This window comes from Stutzerimonas sp. S1, from assembly GCF_025966695.1.
In the GTDB taxonomy this organism is placed as follows: Bacteria; Pseudomonadota; Gammaproteobacteria; order Pseudomonadales; family Pseudomonadaceae; genus Stutzerimonas.
Genome location: NZ_JAOEIY010000003.1, coordinates 425324 through 442244, shown reverse-complemented (window position 1 = coordinate 442244; position 16921 = coordinate 425324). Strand labels below are relative to the sequence as shown.

The 16921-nt window shown below is 56.8% G+C and carries 14 protein-coding genes; 5 read left to right on the top strand and 9 right to left on the bottom strand.

Annotated features, from left to right (window positions below):
* Positions 1 to 25: 25 nt before the first annotated feature.
* The 6 genes from N8H22_RS08825 to N8H22_RS08800 form a co-directional block, all read right to left on the bottom strand.
* Positions 26 to 844 carry an enoyl-CoA hydratase/isomerase family protein gene (locus N8H22_RS08825; RefSeq protein WP_021207994.1) on the bottom strand — a complete coding sequence of 273 codons (819 nt, stop codon included), beginning with the start codon at positions 842 to 844 and terminating at the stop codon, positions 26 to 28.
* Positions 841 to 1812: a lactoylglutathione lyase gene (locus N8H22_RS08820; protein ID WP_021207995.1), complete on the bottom strand. Its 972-nt coding sequence runs from the start codon at positions 1810 to 1812 to the stop codon at positions 841 to 843. Before N8H22_RS08820 ends, N8H22_RS08825 begins: the two co-directional genes overlap by 4 nt.
* 79 nt (positions 1813 to 1891) lie before the next feature.
* Positions 1892 to 4393, bottom strand: coding sequence for an MMPL family transporter (locus N8H22_RS08815; protein WP_264590181.1), 2502 nt, complete (start codon positions 4391 to 4393; stop codon positions 1892 to 1894).
* A 30-nt stretch (positions 4394 to 4423) separates the two neighbouring features.
* Positions 4424 to 5482, bottom strand: a complete 1059-nt coding sequence (locus N8H22_RS08810) for a YCF48-related protein (RefSeq protein ID WP_264590180.1) — start codon at positions 5480 to 5482, stop codon at positions 4424 to 4426.
* Between the two features lie 217 nt (positions 5483 to 5699).
* Entirely contained in the window at positions 5700 to 7058 is a 1359-nt protein-coding gene (locus N8H22_RS08805) for a DUF1329 domain-containing protein (RefSeq protein ID WP_131647973.1), read from the bottom strand.
* A 22-nt stretch (positions 7059 to 7080) separates the two neighbouring features.
* On the bottom strand, positions 7081 to 8742 hold the full coding sequence (locus N8H22_RS08800; RefSeq protein ID WP_264590179.1) for a DUF1302 domain-containing protein: 1662 nt from the start codon (positions 8740 to 8742) through the stop codon (positions 7081 to 7083).
* Positions 8743 to 9112: 370 nt separating this feature from the next.
* On the opposite strand from N8H22_RS08800, the gene N8H22_RS08795 reads away from it, so the two are divergent.
* Complete coding sequence (locus N8H22_RS08795) at positions 9113 to 9955, top strand: SDR family oxidoreductase (protein ID WP_264590178.1); 843 nt, start codon at positions 9113 to 9115, stop codon at positions 9953 to 9955.
* A gap of 87 nt (positions 9956 to 10042) precedes the next feature.
* Positions 10043 to 11032, top strand: a complete 990-nt coding sequence (locus tag N8H22_RS08790) for a DMT family transporter (RefSeq protein ID WP_230697615.1) — start codon at positions 10043 to 10045, stop codon at positions 11030 to 11032.
* Here the strand turns inward: N8H22_RS08790 and N8H22_RS08785 are convergent.
* Complete coding sequence (locus N8H22_RS08785) at positions 10936 to 11958, bottom strand: amidohydrolase family protein (protein WP_264590177.1); 1023 nt, start codon at positions 11956 to 11958, stop codon at positions 10936 to 10938. The genes N8H22_RS08790 and N8H22_RS08785 overlap by 97 nt on opposite strands.
* Before the next feature lie 237 nt (positions 11959 to 12195).
* On the opposite strand from N8H22_RS08785, the gene N8H22_RS08780 reads away from it, so the two are divergent.
* Positions 12196 to 13050, top strand: a complete 855-nt coding sequence (locus N8H22_RS08780) for a patatin-like phospholipase family protein (RefSeq protein ID WP_021208002.1) — start codon at positions 12196 to 12198, stop codon at positions 13048 to 13050.
* A 17-nt stretch (positions 13051 to 13067) separates the two neighbouring features.
* Here N8H22_RS08780 and N8H22_RS08775 read toward each other — a convergent pair whose 3' ends face one another.
* Positions 13068 to 13979 carry a LysR family transcriptional regulator gene (locus tag N8H22_RS08775; protein ID WP_042928760.1) on the bottom strand — a complete coding sequence of 304 codons (912 nt, stop codon included), beginning with the start codon at positions 13977 to 13979 and terminating at the stop codon, positions 13068 to 13070.
* A gap of 205 nt (positions 13980 to 14184) precedes the next feature.
* Positions 14185 to 14853, bottom strand: coding sequence for a TetR family transcriptional regulator (locus tag N8H22_RS08770; protein ID WP_264590176.1), 669 nt, complete (start codon positions 14851 to 14853; stop codon positions 14185 to 14187).
* 407 nt (positions 14854 to 15260) lie between these two features.
* On the opposite strand from N8H22_RS08770, the gene N8H22_RS08765 reads away from it, so the two are divergent.
* Entirely contained in the window at positions 15261 to 16457 is a 1197-nt protein-coding gene (locus N8H22_RS08765; protein WP_264590175.1) for a phosphotransferase, read from the top strand.
* 52 nt (positions 16458 to 16509) lie between these two features.
* Positions 16510 to 16920 carry a nuclear transport factor 2 family protein gene (locus N8H22_RS08760; protein WP_126190599.1) on the top strand — a complete coding sequence of 137 codons (411 nt, stop codon included), beginning with the start codon at positions 16510 to 16512 and terminating at the stop codon, positions 16918 to 16920.
* Position 16921 lies beyond the last annotated feature (1 nt).

Below are 16921 nucleotides of genomic sequence, written 5' to 3'. Positions count from 1 at the left end.
TATTTTGTTGTTAGCCATGCCAATCCTACTCGCCCGTGAAGCGCGGCTCGCGTCGCTCACTAAAAGCTTGCGCTGCTTCGCGCACATCCTTTGTTGGCGCTAGAAGGGCAAACAGGTCGAGTTCGAGATTGAGTCCGCTTTTCAGGTCCAGTTCCAGTGCAGCCCGAGCGGCCTGCTTGACGAAGGCCGACGCCGCTGGCGGCTTACTGGCGATGCGCTCGGCAAAAACTCTGACCTCCTCGACCAGAGTCGCGTTATCCGTAGCCAGGCGGCTAACCAGCCCGATCTGGAACGCTTGGTCAGCATTCATACGGTCACCCGTCAGCAGCATATCGAGTGCGCGCCCCGGCGCCACGACTCGCGAAAGCCGCTGAGTACCGCCACCGCCAGGAATCAGGCCCAGGCCGGTTTCCGGAAGCGCAAAAATCGCGTTGGGGGCGGCGAATCGAATATCGCAAGCCAAAGCAAACTCCAGCCCGCCACCCATGCAATAACCTTGGATTGCAGCGATGACCGGCTTGGCAATTCCGTCGAGCGACTCGATCCAGCGCGAACGCTCCATCCGCTGGCGCACCTGCAGAGAGGTTTCTTCACCGCGACGTTCCTTAATGTCGGCGCCAGCGCAAAATCCACGCTCGCCTTCACCGCGGATGACAATGACCCGCACCTGCGGGTCGTTGTCGAGCAATTGAAGCGCCTGAGGAACACCCTGACGGATGCTGTCGTTGATCGCGTTGATCTGGCCCGGGCGGGTCAATACGACCCAGCCGACCGAGACGCCGCGCTCTACCCGGACTGACTCGTTGATAACCAGCGGTGCCTGCTGATTGACTTCGGCGCTCATACTGAGCACTCCTCGAACTCGAACACCTGGCCATCCAATTCTTTCGGGTCGATTTTGATCAGCGGCTTGCCGCCTACGGCTTCGGACGACTCGATCCACTCGAAGGCCGTACCGCGAGCGCGCAAATCTTCAGCCTTGGCGGCCAGATCGTTAACGCCGATGCGGATGTAATACGGGCCCGGCCCCCAGTTGTTTACATAATGACCGGCGTCGGTATTCCAGTAAGTTGCCTCAAGCACGTCCAGCGTAGCGCTATTGGCGACGGTAAAGCCCATGCGCGCACGGCGGTAGCCTTCAGTTGCAATGTTCTCCACCGGGCAGGAAGGCTCCCAGTCGAGGTTGGTGGAAAGCTTGCGCAGCGTTTCATCGAGATCGCGTACCAAAAAGCCTCGCGCCGTAACACGCACCATGTCACCCGGCTTCTGCTCACGAGGCTGCGCCGGCGGCGTTGCATAGGTTTCCGGCGGCATCTGCAATGGTTCGGTGGGCATGATTTCGATGCACAGGCCGCCGTCCACGGATGGCTCGTAATACGGCTTCTCCGGCGTTGCGCCCAACCACAAACGGTCGAACGGCATTTCCGGTGTGCGCTGAGCCATGCGGAATGGCAGACGACGGCGCATCAATTTGCTGACCAGGGCATCGAACTTGTCGCCATGCAGGGCGAGCACAATCGAGTGAGTGATCATGGGCCGATGGTGGCCCTGGTAGTCCTTCAGGCTTTCCAAAAAATCATGAAACAGCGGGTCGCCCGGATTTGGACGATCCAGATGCCACTGCGGCTCGATACGGGTAGGTGAAACTGCCAGTGACTTGTGTACGCGCAAAAAATGCGCAATGTACGGATGGTTATCGAACGCCTGGCGCCAGCGCTCATGCTTGAAGATGCCGAGCTTATCCACCAGCTTTTCCGTCATCCCGTCCGGATCCGGAACCATCATGTCGGCACTCATCAACAACTCGAACATAACCCTCTCCCTTCAATAGCGCGCCATAGCTCTGGGCTTGGCTTTACAGTCAGTGGAAGCGCCAACCGGGCGCGTCCGATCAATGAGCGGCAGCCGCGTCAGTTAGTTTTTTTTTCTGGATAGCCTGTTCAACCGGCGTATCAAGCATGGCTGGCGATTCCGGTGAGGCCGAAGTGGTTTTTGGGTTCAGCAGGAAATGCGACAGAGCCGGGATCAGCACTAGGGCGCCGAGCATGTTCCACAAGAACATGAAGGTCAGCAAAATGCCCATGTCAGCCTGAAATTTGATGGGTGACCAGGCCCATGTAATCACTCCAGCCGCCATGGTCAAGCCGATCAGAGCGACCACTCGGCCGGTAAAGTCCAGAGAGCGGCGGTAGGCCACTGCCAGCGACCCGCCCCGCTCCTGTACGGCGAGCTGCACACTGAGCAAATAGAGTGCGTAATCCACGCCTACTCCCACGCCAACCGCAATAACCGGCAGGGTTGCCACTTTCAGGCCGATACCGAGCCAGACCATCAAGGCCTTGCAGATGATGGTGGTCATGATCAAAGGAACGAGCGCGACGATGGTGGCGCGAATGCTGCGGAACGTCAGCAGACAGAGCAAAGCAGTAGCGCCATATACCGCCAGGTACATGGTGATGATGCCTTTCTCCACCTCGATGTTGGTCGCCGCTTCGATACCCGCGTTGCCTGCGGCCAAGAGAAACTCGACCGGACGTTCTGAGTCAGCCGTGGTGTTGTATTCGGCGGCAAAGGCCTCGACCACCCCCATCACGCGACGCAACGTGTCCGCCTTGTGATCGGTGAGATAGGCGATCAGCGGTGTAACCGAGCACTGCTGGTTGGTGATGCCTGGCGAAGAAATCATCGCGGCATCGACCGACGCGTTGGTGATGGCCTGGTCGCGGCTGATAGTCAGCCACTTGCCGCTGCCTTCAGCCATGCCTGAGGTCACGAAACGAGTCGACTCGGCAAGCGAACTAGTGGTCTGCACGCCAGGAGTCTGACGCAGTTGCCATGCAAGCCGGTCCATGGTCTGCAGCGTCTGGTACAACCGACAGCTGTCCGGATCGGTTTTCATGATCACGACGAACTGGTCGCTGGACAGACCATAGTGGCTGGTGATGTAAGCGTTGTCCTGGTTGTAGCGCGAGTCGGCGCGTAGCTCTGGCGCACCTGGATCCAGATCACCGATCTTGAGGTCGAGCATGACGATGCTGCAGATGACAGTGACGACAACCGATAGCGAAATCACCGCAATCGCCCAGCGCCGCTCGGTGAAACGGTCCAGGCCGTGCCAGATATGACCAAGCCAGTTGCGGTTTTCGGCTCCGGCACGCTCTTTCTCGAGAGCGATCAACGCCGCTTTTTTGCTCACGCCGATATAGGACAGCGCGACGGGTATCAGCAGTAGTTTGGTAAATATCAGTACCGCAACACCGATGCTGGTGGTTATCGCCAGATCCCGGATTACCGGAATGTCGATGATCACCAGTACCGCGAAACCGACAATGTTGCACAGTAGTGCGGTAAGTCCGGTGAGAAAGAGACGGCGGAAGGTATAGCGCGCCGCCACATACTTATGCGTACCGCGGCCAATGTCTTGAAGAATACCGTTCATCTTCTGCGTGCCATGGGAGACACCAATGGCGAAGATCAGAAACGGTACCAGGATCGAATACGGATCGAGATCATATCCAAGCAGCTGCATTAGACCGAGAAGCCATACGACCCCGGCCACCGCTACGCCGATCAACAAAATCGTGCTGCGCAGACAACGCATGTAAAAGTAGACGAAGATCCCGGCGATCAGGACGGAGATGGCAAAGAAAACCATCACGCTGTACAGCCCGTCGATCAAATCGCCGACCAACTTACTGAAACCGACGATATGAATGCTGATCTTGTCGCTTTCGAAGGAGCGGATCTTCTCTTCCAACTGGTCGGAGAATTCACCGTAATTGAGCGGCTCTCCGGTCTGAGGATGCGAGTCGAGCAACGGGGCGACAATCATGCTCGACTGTCCATCATTGGCGACCAGATTCCCGATGATTCCGGCACGAGAAATGTTGCGCCGTAGTTTCGTTATCGACGTCTCGCTGCCGTCATAGTCGGAAGGCATTACCGCACCGCCACTGATTCCATCCTCGGTGACTTCCTTCCAACGGACAATCGGCATCCACAGCGATTTCATCCAGGAGCGGTCGACTCCAGGGATGAGATACAGCGTATCGTTTACTTCCTGCAGAACCTTCAGGTATTCCGGATCATAGATATCGCCCTGCTTGTTTTCCACAACGATACGAATGCTGTTGCCCAAACCAGGGAGCTGATCCTTATATGCGAAGTAGTTCTTGATATAGGGACTGCTGCTCGGAATCATTCTTTCGAAGCTGGCATTTACGTCTATGCGAGCAGCGAAGTAACCAAGTACAACGGTGGCCAGCAGGCAGACCACGAGCACAAGTACGCGGTTATTGAAAATAACACGCTCGAAAAACCCGCCGGACGACTTGTCGAAATCGCGAACATCCGGAACTACGGGCATTCCACTATTGTACTTTTGATCTACCATTTTCTTGTTCTCACTAAGCATGCCGCGTTATTAGTTCGCCTTGGCTATCTCGACGAGTTTTGCACCCGAGAAAAAAGTCACGACCATTTCGCCATCTCGTCCGGTACCACTGGCCGCGAACACTTCGCCCACGCGTGAGGCCTGCAGGGGTGTGACGCTCAAACTTTCTTTGTCGAGCGCGATCATCGCGCCGCTCTGGCTAACCATGATCAGTTGCTGCCCTGAATCCACCGCGCTGATCAGACTTGCGTTAAGGCCGGTGTCTATCTGCTGCCATTGCCCCCCATCGTCCCTGCTCGCATATAGGTTGCCACGCAGGCCGTAGGCCAGAAGCAGGTCGGGAAGCGCGCGCACACCGAAGTAAGTACCGTTATAGGGCGTTTCGATCGTTGTGAACTGTTGAGTCTGGAGATTCAGGCGCATGAGCAAGCCCTGCTCTCCAGCGATATAGAAAACGCCGTCGCGTTCGTCCAGGCCATACAGGTGCATACGGCGGGTATTGTCGGTTTGCTCGATCCAAGGATCCCAGGTCGCACCATCATCGGTACTTCTCAGGATCATCCCGAACGCACCAATGACGTAGCCAACCTTGTCCTCATTGAACATGACGTCGAGAAACGGTGACGCCAGCACATCGGGCGTCGCCGACGTGTTCATGGCAAACTCCACTTCTTGGAGCATGTCTGCAGCGCCCTCGATGCCACGTTCCGCACGCTCACCGTAGAACGCGTTGAGACGCGCAAGCACCGTGCGACCGTCGAGTTGAACGGACCAGGTCAGACCACCATCGGTGGTATTCAGCAGCACAGAATCGTGACCGACGGCCCATCCGTTCATAGGGTCACGAAAGCGCACCTGGACCAAGTCCGTGGAAACAGGGCTCTGCACTTGCTGCCAGGTCGTCCCGCCATCGGTGGAGCGCTTGATCATGCCGTGCAACCCGACGCCAACAAGCACATCACCCGCTCGATCCATACCGAGGAGCGGCACCGAAGCGCTGATCGGCTTCGACGGTTCTCGCAAGGGATCGATACCCTCCGCCGCAACAGACGCCTCCACACCAAATGGCACCAGCAGAACAAACAACATCACGCCTAGCCATTTCCCGGATAACCGGGTAATGGTCGCCGGAGAAGCATTTGGCGTAGCAAGCGGGACCGGGAATATCATTATTTTTTATCCTCAACCAGCGTAATCAGAATGCGTACGATGCCTGCCGACATAACTCAACATCGCTTGCAGACCTAGGAACGAAACCCGATCGGCAGACCTGCATATGCAAGCGCACATGCAGACCCGCAACTAATCAGCGCTGGGTTTCCCTCATTACAATCGCTTCCGGATTTAACGAACGCTCGGAACGCGGCTCGGTCAGAACTCGATAACCACCATCCAAGCCATCGTTGATTACGCCGTACATGCCTTTATTGAAGTCATATATAGAGTGTTTGACGATATAGGGGATGTCATGGTCGTAGAACTGAACACCACCAAGCATCATTGCGCGATAGAGCTGACCGCTTTGATCCCATGCGTCGTACAGGCCCGCACCATAAGTATCTTCGTCGAGATAGTAGGTGCGCTTACTGTAAACGTGGCGCATACCGGGCTTCAAAGTCGCCTCGACTTCCCATACCCGGTGTAACTCCCAACGCTCACAGGCAGGGTTAGGATGCGAGTCTTTAAGTTGATCGTCGCAGTCGAAGTAGAACTTGTAGGTGTTGTAGGGGATGTACATCTCCTTTTTGCCTACAAGTTTGAAATCGAAACGGTCCTGGACGCCGGAGAACATAAACAATTCATCGAATAGCTCGAGACCGCCCATGCTCGCGACCGGGGTGTCGTAGGCAAACTCTGGGGCTAGCTTCACACGGCGTTGTCCCGGCGTATAACTCCAGGCCCGACGGGGTTTGACGGTTGGGTCGAGGTAGTCGTTGAGGCCGGTCAGCTCACCGGCCTTTCGGGCAGGAGCCTTGGTCAGCGAGTAAACCCGATACGCCATTTCTGGATCACGGCCTTCGACATCGGTCTGGTAATAAGGACGCTCGACAAACGTTGATTGCGTGGCGGTTTTGGTTACGCCGCCGTTACTGTCCACAACCCAGGTGTTTGAGGAAGACGTCGTGGTTCCGAATTTGCCGTCGTTGTAGCGAAGCAATTGATTCCACATCACCTCATTGCCGGTCTGGGGGATCGGAAATGGAATACCGCCCCGGCAGTCGGTCTCTACGGCCAAACCGTCCTTCTTGGTTTCGCATTCGGTCGCATTACGCACTGTGGCCTGCAGCACCTCTTCCGGGTATGCAGCTGTGCGATGTGTCGGGTAAATATCCATGTAATAGTCAGGGTTGCGCTTGAGCACCTCTTTCTGACCATCACTTAGCTTGTCGGCGTGTTCAGCCATGTTTTCAGCAGTAATACGAAACAGGGGCTTTTCGTTAGCGAAGGGATCGACCCATACACCACTGTCGGGCTCGAAGCCCGGCGGCGCAGTACGCAGACCGCCTTCATAGGCGGGGATGGTGCCTGCTTCGTTACCTGCTGCGATGGCGCCAACGCGAGTGAGTGTATCGCCCAATTTTGCAGCTTCCTCGGCAGAGACCGCAGCCATCGATAGTGAAGAAATACCGCTGAGCATCAGACCAAGAGCGACTTGGAGCTTCATTGAATTCCCCTTTTTATATGTTTTAGAAGGAAGTTTTATAAGTGAACGCAAGCCAACCGCGGTCGGTTGTACCCACCGCACCGTTGCCGCCAACCCCACCGTTAAGCAGATTTTTTTCCTGAGCGGAAGTATCTGCGTAACGCAGGCTGAATTCATGGTGCTGGATGTAGGTCATTTTTGCGCCTACAGACCATGCCAGAGCACCTTCGCTTCCGCCACCCGCGCTTGCGGCATTACCGCTGATGCCATAGTTGACGGTCAGCGGAACCTCAAGATCCCAAGAAGGGAAGATCGAAAGGTATTGAGGGGTATAGTTCACAGCGACAGCGTAGTAGTCATCAGTCGAGCAGCCGTCTTCTTTACCTCCCGGAAGAGCTGAACTTCTGGCGTCACGGCACCCAGCGTAGCCATCACCCTTGTAGAGCTCTTCGTGCTTGGTCACCTTGTCCAGATGGCTGTAGGCAAATTCGCCAACCAGGGTCGCGTTGTTCGCGATGAAGTTACGTGGAACGCCATATACAGCGTTGGCTACGAAATGAATGGTGTTACCACGAGGGCCCTCTTCGTCAACAGGACTTACGCCTGTTGCGTTCAGTGCACCGTTTTTGCGATAGGAAAGATCCATGCCCACCGCTACGGAGTTAAAGACGCGGGAAAAGCTAAGTCCCGCTAGTTTCACATCACGCGGATGGACGAGCCGGTAATAGCCATCGGGAGCAGCGACCAGCTCGGGGGCGAGCCAAGGCTGATAGTCATCGAACTCGCGATAATAGGCGCCGACCGTGGACTCGATCTGTTCCAGGTTGAGCTTACCCATCACGCCCCAGTTAGCAGTGTCGCGCCCGCGCTTGGTGCTTCGCTTTTCAAGATTGAAGCCCGGAGCAAGCGGGAAGCGATCTGGCCCTTCGAAGAAAGGATCTGCTGGTCCGAAATAGGTACCGCCATAGGGCATGCGAGTGTTGTCCCACTCGAAGAATTGCTGCACCGCTACCGAAAGGGTATCGGTCAGCTGGGCCTTGATCGAAACCTGCCCCACCGGCAAAAACACTTCTTTCGTCTCGATACCAGGGCTAGTAACGGCCTTCACGCCGTCGCTAGGTGCCTGCGAATAGGACACCGCATGCGCACCGAACAACAGGCCTTCACCCCAGTAGTTAGTATGCCGCCCCACCTTGAGGTTAACTGGCACCGGCCCAATGTTGAAATTAGTCCAGATAAAGGCGTCGAGGATCTCGCCGGAAGGGCCATGAACATAGCGATCCACTTCGGAGCTGTACTTATCACCGTTGTAGCTCGTCGAGTAGCCGGGAATGCTGCTTTCGACGGAGCCATCCTTGTACGCGTCGTCGTACCACGCTGCCGCGCTTAGGCGAGCGCCCCAAAGATACTTATAAGCAAAATCCACCTCACTGAGCAGATCGACGCGATTCGTCACGATATCGCCTTTATCGAACTTGCCATCCGACTCGTCCGTCGTCGGCGTGTTCATGATGCGATTGTCCTGATCCTCCATCCGAACACCAAGGTTGTAGCGGATGGTGTTATCGAAGCGCAGACGGTAATCCGGGTTACCCAGATCAATTTCGATTGCGCAAGCGCTTCCTGCGCCACCGAGTACAGCTACCGCTAAGGCGATGCGGGTTAGCTGCGAGGGCTGAGATCTGAAACGGCGGCATTCTTTCATCGTTGTGATCCTTTTATTTTTATTTTCAGTGGTTTACACCCAGACGGGCTCCACCTAGGAAGCCTTCGTACGCTGGCGAAACCGTCCGATCGCTATGCATATAAACCGCATTGGCTGGCTAGTTCTCAATGCTTAGCGCAACCCTAGCGGAAATTTTCCTAAAATTCCACAATGAGATTCGTATTCTTTATGCAGAATTTTCATCAGGATTAGGGGCACACCCATAGCAGACACCCAGGCTTACGCCCGAATACATAGACATTTATCACGGATTCGTTCATTTTTCTTCCAGCGAATATTTTCATCGGCCGAAATTGGCAAAAACACGCCGCATTGCTCGTAAGGCGGCCCAACGTGAGGCGGGTATCCAATGAACATCGATTTAAGCGACAAGCGCGTCATCGTTACCGGCGCCTCAAGAGGCATCGGATTGGCCATCGCGCGCGCATTTGCCGCTGAAGGCGCGCGTGTTGCCATCTGTGCGAGATCTTTGGAAGCCGTGGAAGCAGCCGGCCAGGAGCTTGCCAAGAAAGCCGCTGGCGTGATCGCACGCGCGGTCGACGTAACCGACACGAACGGCGTGCGCCGCTTCGTCGATGAGGTGGCCGAGGCTTGGGGCGGCGTGGATGTACTGGTGAACAACGCCGGCCAGGGCCGTAGCGGCAATATCGACACCCTCACCCCTGAAACAATTCTCGAACACGCTAATGTTTTGCAGATGGGGCATTTCCGTTTCGTTCAGGCAGTGGTGCCTCATATGCGCAAGCAGAACTGGGGGCGTATCATCGAAATCAATGCGCTGGCAGGAACCATTCCGACACCCGACGGCATTCCATCGGTGGTCAACCGTGCGTCCTGCGTGGCCCTGTCCAAGTCGCTGGGCATGTCGTTGGCCAAGGAAAACATCTTGGTGAACAGTCTGAATATGGGATGGATCGATACCGGCCAGTGGGACCGTCACTACAAAGAAATGGGCCCTGGCGTGAGCCGCGAGGAATTCGACGAAATGGTCATGAAAGTGGTACCGGTTGGCCGTTACGGTAAGCCCGAGGACGTCTCCGGCATGGTGCTGTTCTTGTCCAGTGAATATGCGAGTTTCATAAGCGCCGCATCGATCGATATAGCCGGAGGCATGGGCGGGCAGATCGCATACTTCCCTACGCTCAAACGCGACTTCGCCGCGGCCATCAAGGCGCGAAACACCGCTAATTGACAGAGGGACCAGCCACTACACTGGCTGTCAGGCACGTCGGCAGAGCATCTGCCGGCGTCGCTGGCACCGCCGGTTACTGGACTTTTTATGCCCGGTTTGATGAATCTGCTGTTTCCCGTGCTGGCCACACTGATATGGGCTGCCAGCACCGTGGTGAATCGAATGGCTGTAGGCCTGATCGACCCTGCAGCCATTTCCTTCTACCGCTGGCTCGTTGCAGCCGTTGTGATAACACCCTTCGTGTTTACAACGGTCTGGAGCATTCGGCGAACAATTCAAACACATCTTGCAAAACTGTTCGCTCTAGGTTGCCTGGGCATGTCGCTGTACCAGTCGCTCGCCTATTTCGCTGCTTACAGCATCACCGCTACGTCTATGGGGCTAATTCTGGCAACCATGCCCATGCTGACGGTTCTTCTGGCCATCCCGCTGCTACGCGCCAGGCCCACGGCGGGGACGCTTGCAGGCGCACTCATATCCTTTCTCGGGCTAGCCTGGTTGATCAGCACCGGCGACCTGGCTGCGCTCTTTCGCCAAGGCATGGGCAAAGGCGAGTTCATGATGCTGATGGCGACGTTGTCTTATGCGCTCTATTGCGTACTGGTCAAGCGATGGCAAATTCCTTTGCCCATCTGGGTGTCGCTGTATGTGCAAATTCTTTGCGGTACATTGGTACTGGTGCCGCCTTTCCTACTGGCGCCTTCGGCTGCGTTGACCCGCGATAATCTGCCATTGGTTCTCTTCGCCGGCCTGTTCGCCTCCGCCATGGCACCTGGGCTATGGATGCGCGGACTCGTCTCGCTGGGTGCGGAAAAAACCGCCGCGCTAATGAATCTGGTGCCGCTGTTCACGGCTGTGCTGGCGATCATGCTGCTCGGCGAGACGCTGCATCTCTACCACGCGATGGGCGGCAGCCTAATCCTGGTCGGCATAGCCCTGGGGCAGATGAGCCAGCGACGCATCACTGACCCACCACGGCCTCAGACGACCGGCACGGAGACGTCCAGCTTGAGCAGCTCAATGGCGTTGCCGCTGCGGATGCGCTCCCGTTCCTCCTCGGACAAACCCAGGCCATGAGTAAGGTCGCCATGATCGTAGGCGCCGCCGAAATTGGTGCCGTATAGCAGGCGATCCGCTCCGACCACTTCCGCTACCCCACGCCGCAAGCCCGGCGCATGCACGTCCAGATCGAAATAGAAATTAGGCATGTATTCCATCAAGGGCCGCTTGTTTCGGCTGTCCGGCGCCATGGCGCGGTTGAGCTCGCTCAGCCGGCCAAGCTGAAACACTGCCATGCCGCCGGCGTGGGTAATGTAGGTTTTCAGGTTGGGAAATACGTCCAGCGCGCCGCCGCAGATCAGATACCAGAAGAACAATGTCTCATCGACGCAATCGCCAATGATCGAGGTGGTTTCGAACTTGTCATCGGTATGCTTTTCGCCCCAGTAGATCGACTGGTTAAAGCCATGCACCATGATCGGCACGTCGAGCTGAGAGAGCTTCTCCCAAACCGGGAATAGCTGCTCGTCATACGCTTGCAGTCCATTGAAATTGGCCCCGCCTACGCAGACGCCGCGTGCGCCCAACTGCCGCACGGCGCGATCAATTTCCTTCGCTGCCGCCTCCGGGTCCGCCAGATTGGCGTGGCACCAGAAATCGAAATGCTCCGGATCCTCGCGACAGAACGCAGACAACTCGTCATTACAGACCCGCGCGTATTCGTTTGCGAAATCGCCCGCCCAGTACATGAAGCAATGGGATGGAGTGGACATGACGAGTTTGTCGACGCCCCGCTCAGCCATCAGCTTGCGTCGGCTTTCGTGGGTCATTCGGGCAAGAAGGTTGGCCTGCGCTTCCTCATCCGAAGACGCTTTGGCGGGCTGCTTGGTACCGAGCGCAAAGTGCCCCACCGTAAGCCCTTGGACCTTCATGAAAGGTCCCCAGAATTCGTGGCGGTTGAACATCCCTTCGGTCAACAAATGAGCGTGGACATCGATCAGCATGGCATTCCAATCCTTTTCTTGTTTGAGGGTCCCCTTAGGGATTTCTCGGTTCTGATTACGCCTGCACTAGAACATGCGCATCAGCGGAATATAGACATATACTCATTATATGTTTACAAGAATAGATACCAGAGGCAGAACATCCGCACTGTCACCCGCACATCACCCGCGTGATGGCATGTTCTGATGACGCTCTGGTAATGCCCACCTACCTCTGTATGCCAAGGACAAGCAGCCATGTTTACCGATCATTCCCTGGTTTTAGGTAGCGGCGGAATCACCGGTATCGCCTGGATGACCGGCCTTCTGCTTGGCTTGAACGAAATGGGCGTAGACCTGCGTGAATGCGGCAAGATGCTAGGGACATCAGCCGGCGCCACAGTCGCGGCGCAGATCCGCGAAGACAGCGACCTCTGGGAACTGTACGAGCGTCAGGTCTACACATCGAAACAGGTTCAGGAACTCGCGCCTCAAATACGACTGCTGCGATTACTGCCTTTGGCAATGGCCATATTGCCGAAGCTGAATGCTCCCATCGAGCGCACCAGGCGAATCGGTCAGCTGGCGCTACGAGCCGAGGCCGAGAATGCACAAGCCAGGCAGTCCGTCATTACTGCCCGGCTGCATCCTCGACAGGACTGGCCAGCCAAGCCTCTTGCCCTCGTCGCGGTCGACGTGCTGACTGGCGAAACCAGAATGTTCGACCGACGTTCCGGCGTGGGATTGGCCGATGCGGTCGCCGCCAGCTGCGCCGTACCCGGTATCTGGCCGCCCGTCAATATCGACGGACGGCAATATATGGATGGCGGAATACGAAGCTCGAGTAATGCCGATCTGGCCGAGCGTTCCTCAGGAGTGATCATTGTGTCGCCCCTTGGCGCCAACCGCGGAATTCCTGGCCGCACGCTGTCCAGGCAAATAGCGAAACTCGAGCAGTCCGGGACGCGCGTTCAGGTTATCGGCCCCGACAGGACAGCAGCAGCAGCGATGGGCAAAAATCCGCTGAATCCAGCGCGGCGCGCTATCGCAGCGCAGGCCGGCAGAGCGCAAGGCCATCTGATCGCGACCGCCTTCGAGCAATATTGGCGTTGAGCCGACATGCGGATCACTCAGGATGCGCACGCCATGATGAGGAACTGGCGAAACGCTTCAGCGGTTTGCGGCAACTCCGTCTCGCGGCGCCAGATCAAGCCCAGTTCCATGGGCGGGATAGCGTCCACCAACGGCCGCGCCTCGATTTTCTTACCCTCCAGCGACCAGGCCCGATAGAGCATGTCGGAGAGAATCGCTACGCCGAATCCATGGGCGACCAGCCCCCGCAGACCTTCCATCGAAGACGTCCGGAACGCCACACTTGGCTCCAGGCTGCGAGAATTCCAGTAGCGATAGGTGGAGCTCTCCCCTTCATCGACGGTGGGCAGAATGTAAGGGTGACGCGCCACATCTTCGAGTGTAATGACCGAGGCCCGCATCAGCGGATGCTCGCTGGAAAGCCACAATTGGCGTCGCGAGCGAATCAGCACCTGGTGCTCGAAACGCTGCAGGTTCTCGGTATTGGAGACGATGGAGAGCCCCATATCCAGCCGTCCCGCAACGATGGCATCTTCGATGACAGGCCGATCCATATCGACCAGATCGATTTCCACCTGCGGATAGCTCCGCTTGAACCGCGCCAGCAGCGACGGCAGAAAATAGCCGAGCACCGTGTAAGAAGCCCCGACGCGAATCACCCCTTGGATCGAATGGCTCAGAAAAAGCGGTTCGCTGAGCGCGTCCTGCAGCGTGTCGAGAATATGGCCCGCATGCTGAGCGAACTTATGGCCCTCTGCGGTCAGGGTGACGCCGTAAGGCAGCCGATCGAACAACCGAACGCCCAATGTCTGTTCAAGTTGCAGAACGGCGGCGGTGATCGCCGATTGCGATACATGCACTTTCACCGCTGCCTGGGAAAGCTGCCCCGCCTCAGCCGCGGCCATGAAGTAACGCAGCTGGCGCATTGATATGTCTTTGCCCTTCGCCATCCCGTTACCCTTCACCAACTCAGTGCGACCACTCAGACTAGTCGCGCACCATACAGCGAACGCAAGATTCGGTCACGGTGTCGAGCAGGTGTTATATGCGCAGCCCACGTTACGCGCTATGACGTAACGGTGAGATGACCATGAGCGCTCCAATGGAGCGAGCGCCCCTAACGAGACCTGCGCGAGACTCGGCAAAACGCGATGATCAATTGGCGCGAGCGCTGCGCGGTTCTTCTCCATGCGTCGCGACGATGCTAGCCAGAATGAAATCGGCACAGTGTTTGCGCCAGGTTTCCATGCCTTCCTCGGAAGCAGTATCAAGGCCGACGAGCGCTGAGGTGGAGTAAGCGTTGGTAAACCAGCCGGTAGCGATGAGAGCCGCGGTGGCAAGCAGTAGCCGAGGCTGGGTGTCCGGCTTGAAACTACGGCATTCAATGCCTCGCTGAACGATCCCGCCAACCTTATCGACCAGGGCCGGTGCCAGTTCCAGGAAGCGGTTGCGCGGCGTTTGATTGTAATCGTGATAGCGAACGCCCTCCTGCGCTAACCTGGCGAGCAAGGGATCGTTGCGATATTGATCGAAGATGTGGTTGAGCAAGGCTCGAAGCGCTTGCGTCGGGGTCAGCTGCTCGACATCGAAATCAACCCACCCGGTCATGAGTCTGTCAGAGGTTTCGTCAAGCACCGCGACAAACAGGCCTTCCTTCGATCCGTAATAGTGGAAGATCAGCTGTTTGGTAACGCCAGCATTGCGGGCTATTTCGTCAATACGCCCGCCGGCCAGTCCCTTGTTGCAAAACTCCTGATGCGCGGCGGCAAGCATTCGGCTCATTGTCTGACGTTTATCGGACTTCGAGCGGGTCTGTGTTTGCATCTTCAACGCTCCTTTGCCACGACATCAGGCGGTTTATATATATGCAACACGTTGCCATGTTGGCTATGCGCGAGCCGTCTTTTTGTTTTACCAATAGTCAACCGCCAGTGTTTCCGGTTTGGTAAAACTTGATATAGCCCCGGCGCCTTCGAGCAGGTCCGATTGACCAACGCCCTCAAGTATCCACCACAGCTATTTTCCGATGAGCATTTCGAGACTCCAAAACAAACAGGCATTTGACCGCCGGTCAAACAACTCAAGCGTATCGATAGCGTGTTTGCCTTGTTGACGCAGCGCGCCTGATCAACACTCGGGTTTACGCCGAATACGTGAGTAAGTGCGTTTCCGCTGTCGTACGGTTTCTACAGGAAGCCGCTTATATTTCGCCTTTAGAGATAAAAACAACAATGACCAGTATCGAAGAGTTGCGCACGGCGCGCCCTTATCCTGCACGTCAGGGCAGGCTCCCGCGTCACCTGCAAGACGTTACGCCCCATTGGTTGACGAGCCTGCTTCAGAACCGCTACCCCGGGATCGCGGTGAATGATTTCGAGCAGGTAGAGGTGCGTAACGGGCACACCACCAAGCTACGGCTCGCGCTGAACCTCAATGAGGTTGGCCAGGCCGCTGGCATTCCGCGCAACGTTTGCCTCAAGTCCAACTGGTCGGAAGGGTTCGAAAGCGGCGAGATCTGCGAGTTGGAGGCGCGCTTCTACCACTTCATGCGCGAGCGTCTGCACACGCCGGTGCCGGACAGCTATTTTTCCGACTGGGATGGCGATGGTGGGGGTCGGGGCGTCGTCGTGATGGAAGACCTCGGAATGGCGCCAGGCCAGTTCGGTCACAGTACCCATCACCTCGGCGTCGATGGCGTGGCCCAGGGGCTGGAGTCGCTGGCGATGTTGCATGCCGCACTGTGGGGAAGTTCTGAACTCAAGGTGCAGAGCTGGCTGCCCACCTCCATGGATCACCCGGTCGACTACGATCAGTTTTTACGCATGTACGACTACATTCGGCTGAATCTGCGCAAGCCTGAGTACCAAGCCATCCTGCCGAAGTGGATGTATGAAACACCGGAGCTGTTTGGGCATGCCTTTGACGAGTTGCGCGCTTATGAACTTGAGCAGGAGACACCCATCTGTCTCGTTCATGGCGATTCTCACCAGGGCAACAGCTTTCTGCGCGACAGCGGCGAGAGGGTCTGGCTTGATTGGCAGCTTGTGCGCAAGGGGCGGCCATGGCGCGATATTGCCTATTTCATGCTCGGGGCGCTGACAATCGAGGAGCGGCGGGCTTCGGCCTGGGATCTGGTCAAGGTCTACCGCGAGAAGCTGATCAGCCTGGGCGCCGAAGGTGTCCTTGGACAGGACGCCGCCTGGGAACAATTTCGCCGCTGGCCCGTGTATGGCATGCAGGCATGGCTGGCCAATGTCGATGAGTGGGGCCAGGACGGGCGCATCATGGTGGAGCGATTCTTCGCCGCCGCGGAGGATTTCGAAACCGTGAAAACGCTGACCGCCGGCAAAGCGCCACGCCGCCACGTGAAGCTGGGCGAGGGCGCGCGCCAGGTTCTCCCGCAGTTCCGGCATTTGCTGGATGATTGATGGCTTGGATCATGGTGCAACGAACAAAAACAATAAACGGAGTGCAATCGAAATGACGACGCAACTGAATGCTGAAAGTATCCAACGTTTTATGAAGGGCCAGGTCTCGGCATGGAACGCCCACGATCGCGAGGCCTTTCTTGACTGCTATCGCCAAATTGCGCCTGAGTCGCTGGTCATCGAATATGCTGGTCGCACTGACACGCGTGATGGCTGGTTTATCCTCGAAGAGATGTTCGACAAGCACAATGCGGACATCTCTCTGGAAGTGGTGGAGACCATCTACAACGGCAACGACGTTGCGGCTCATCATCGCAATTGCCTGAATAATACCGGGCTGGCCATTGAAAGCATCGAAACCTACCGTTTCTCACCAGGCAAACTTCAGGTGTGCTATTTCCTTAAACCGCCGGTGACCGACAACCTGGATCTCACCCAATTTCGGGGATTCGCCTCCGCTTGAT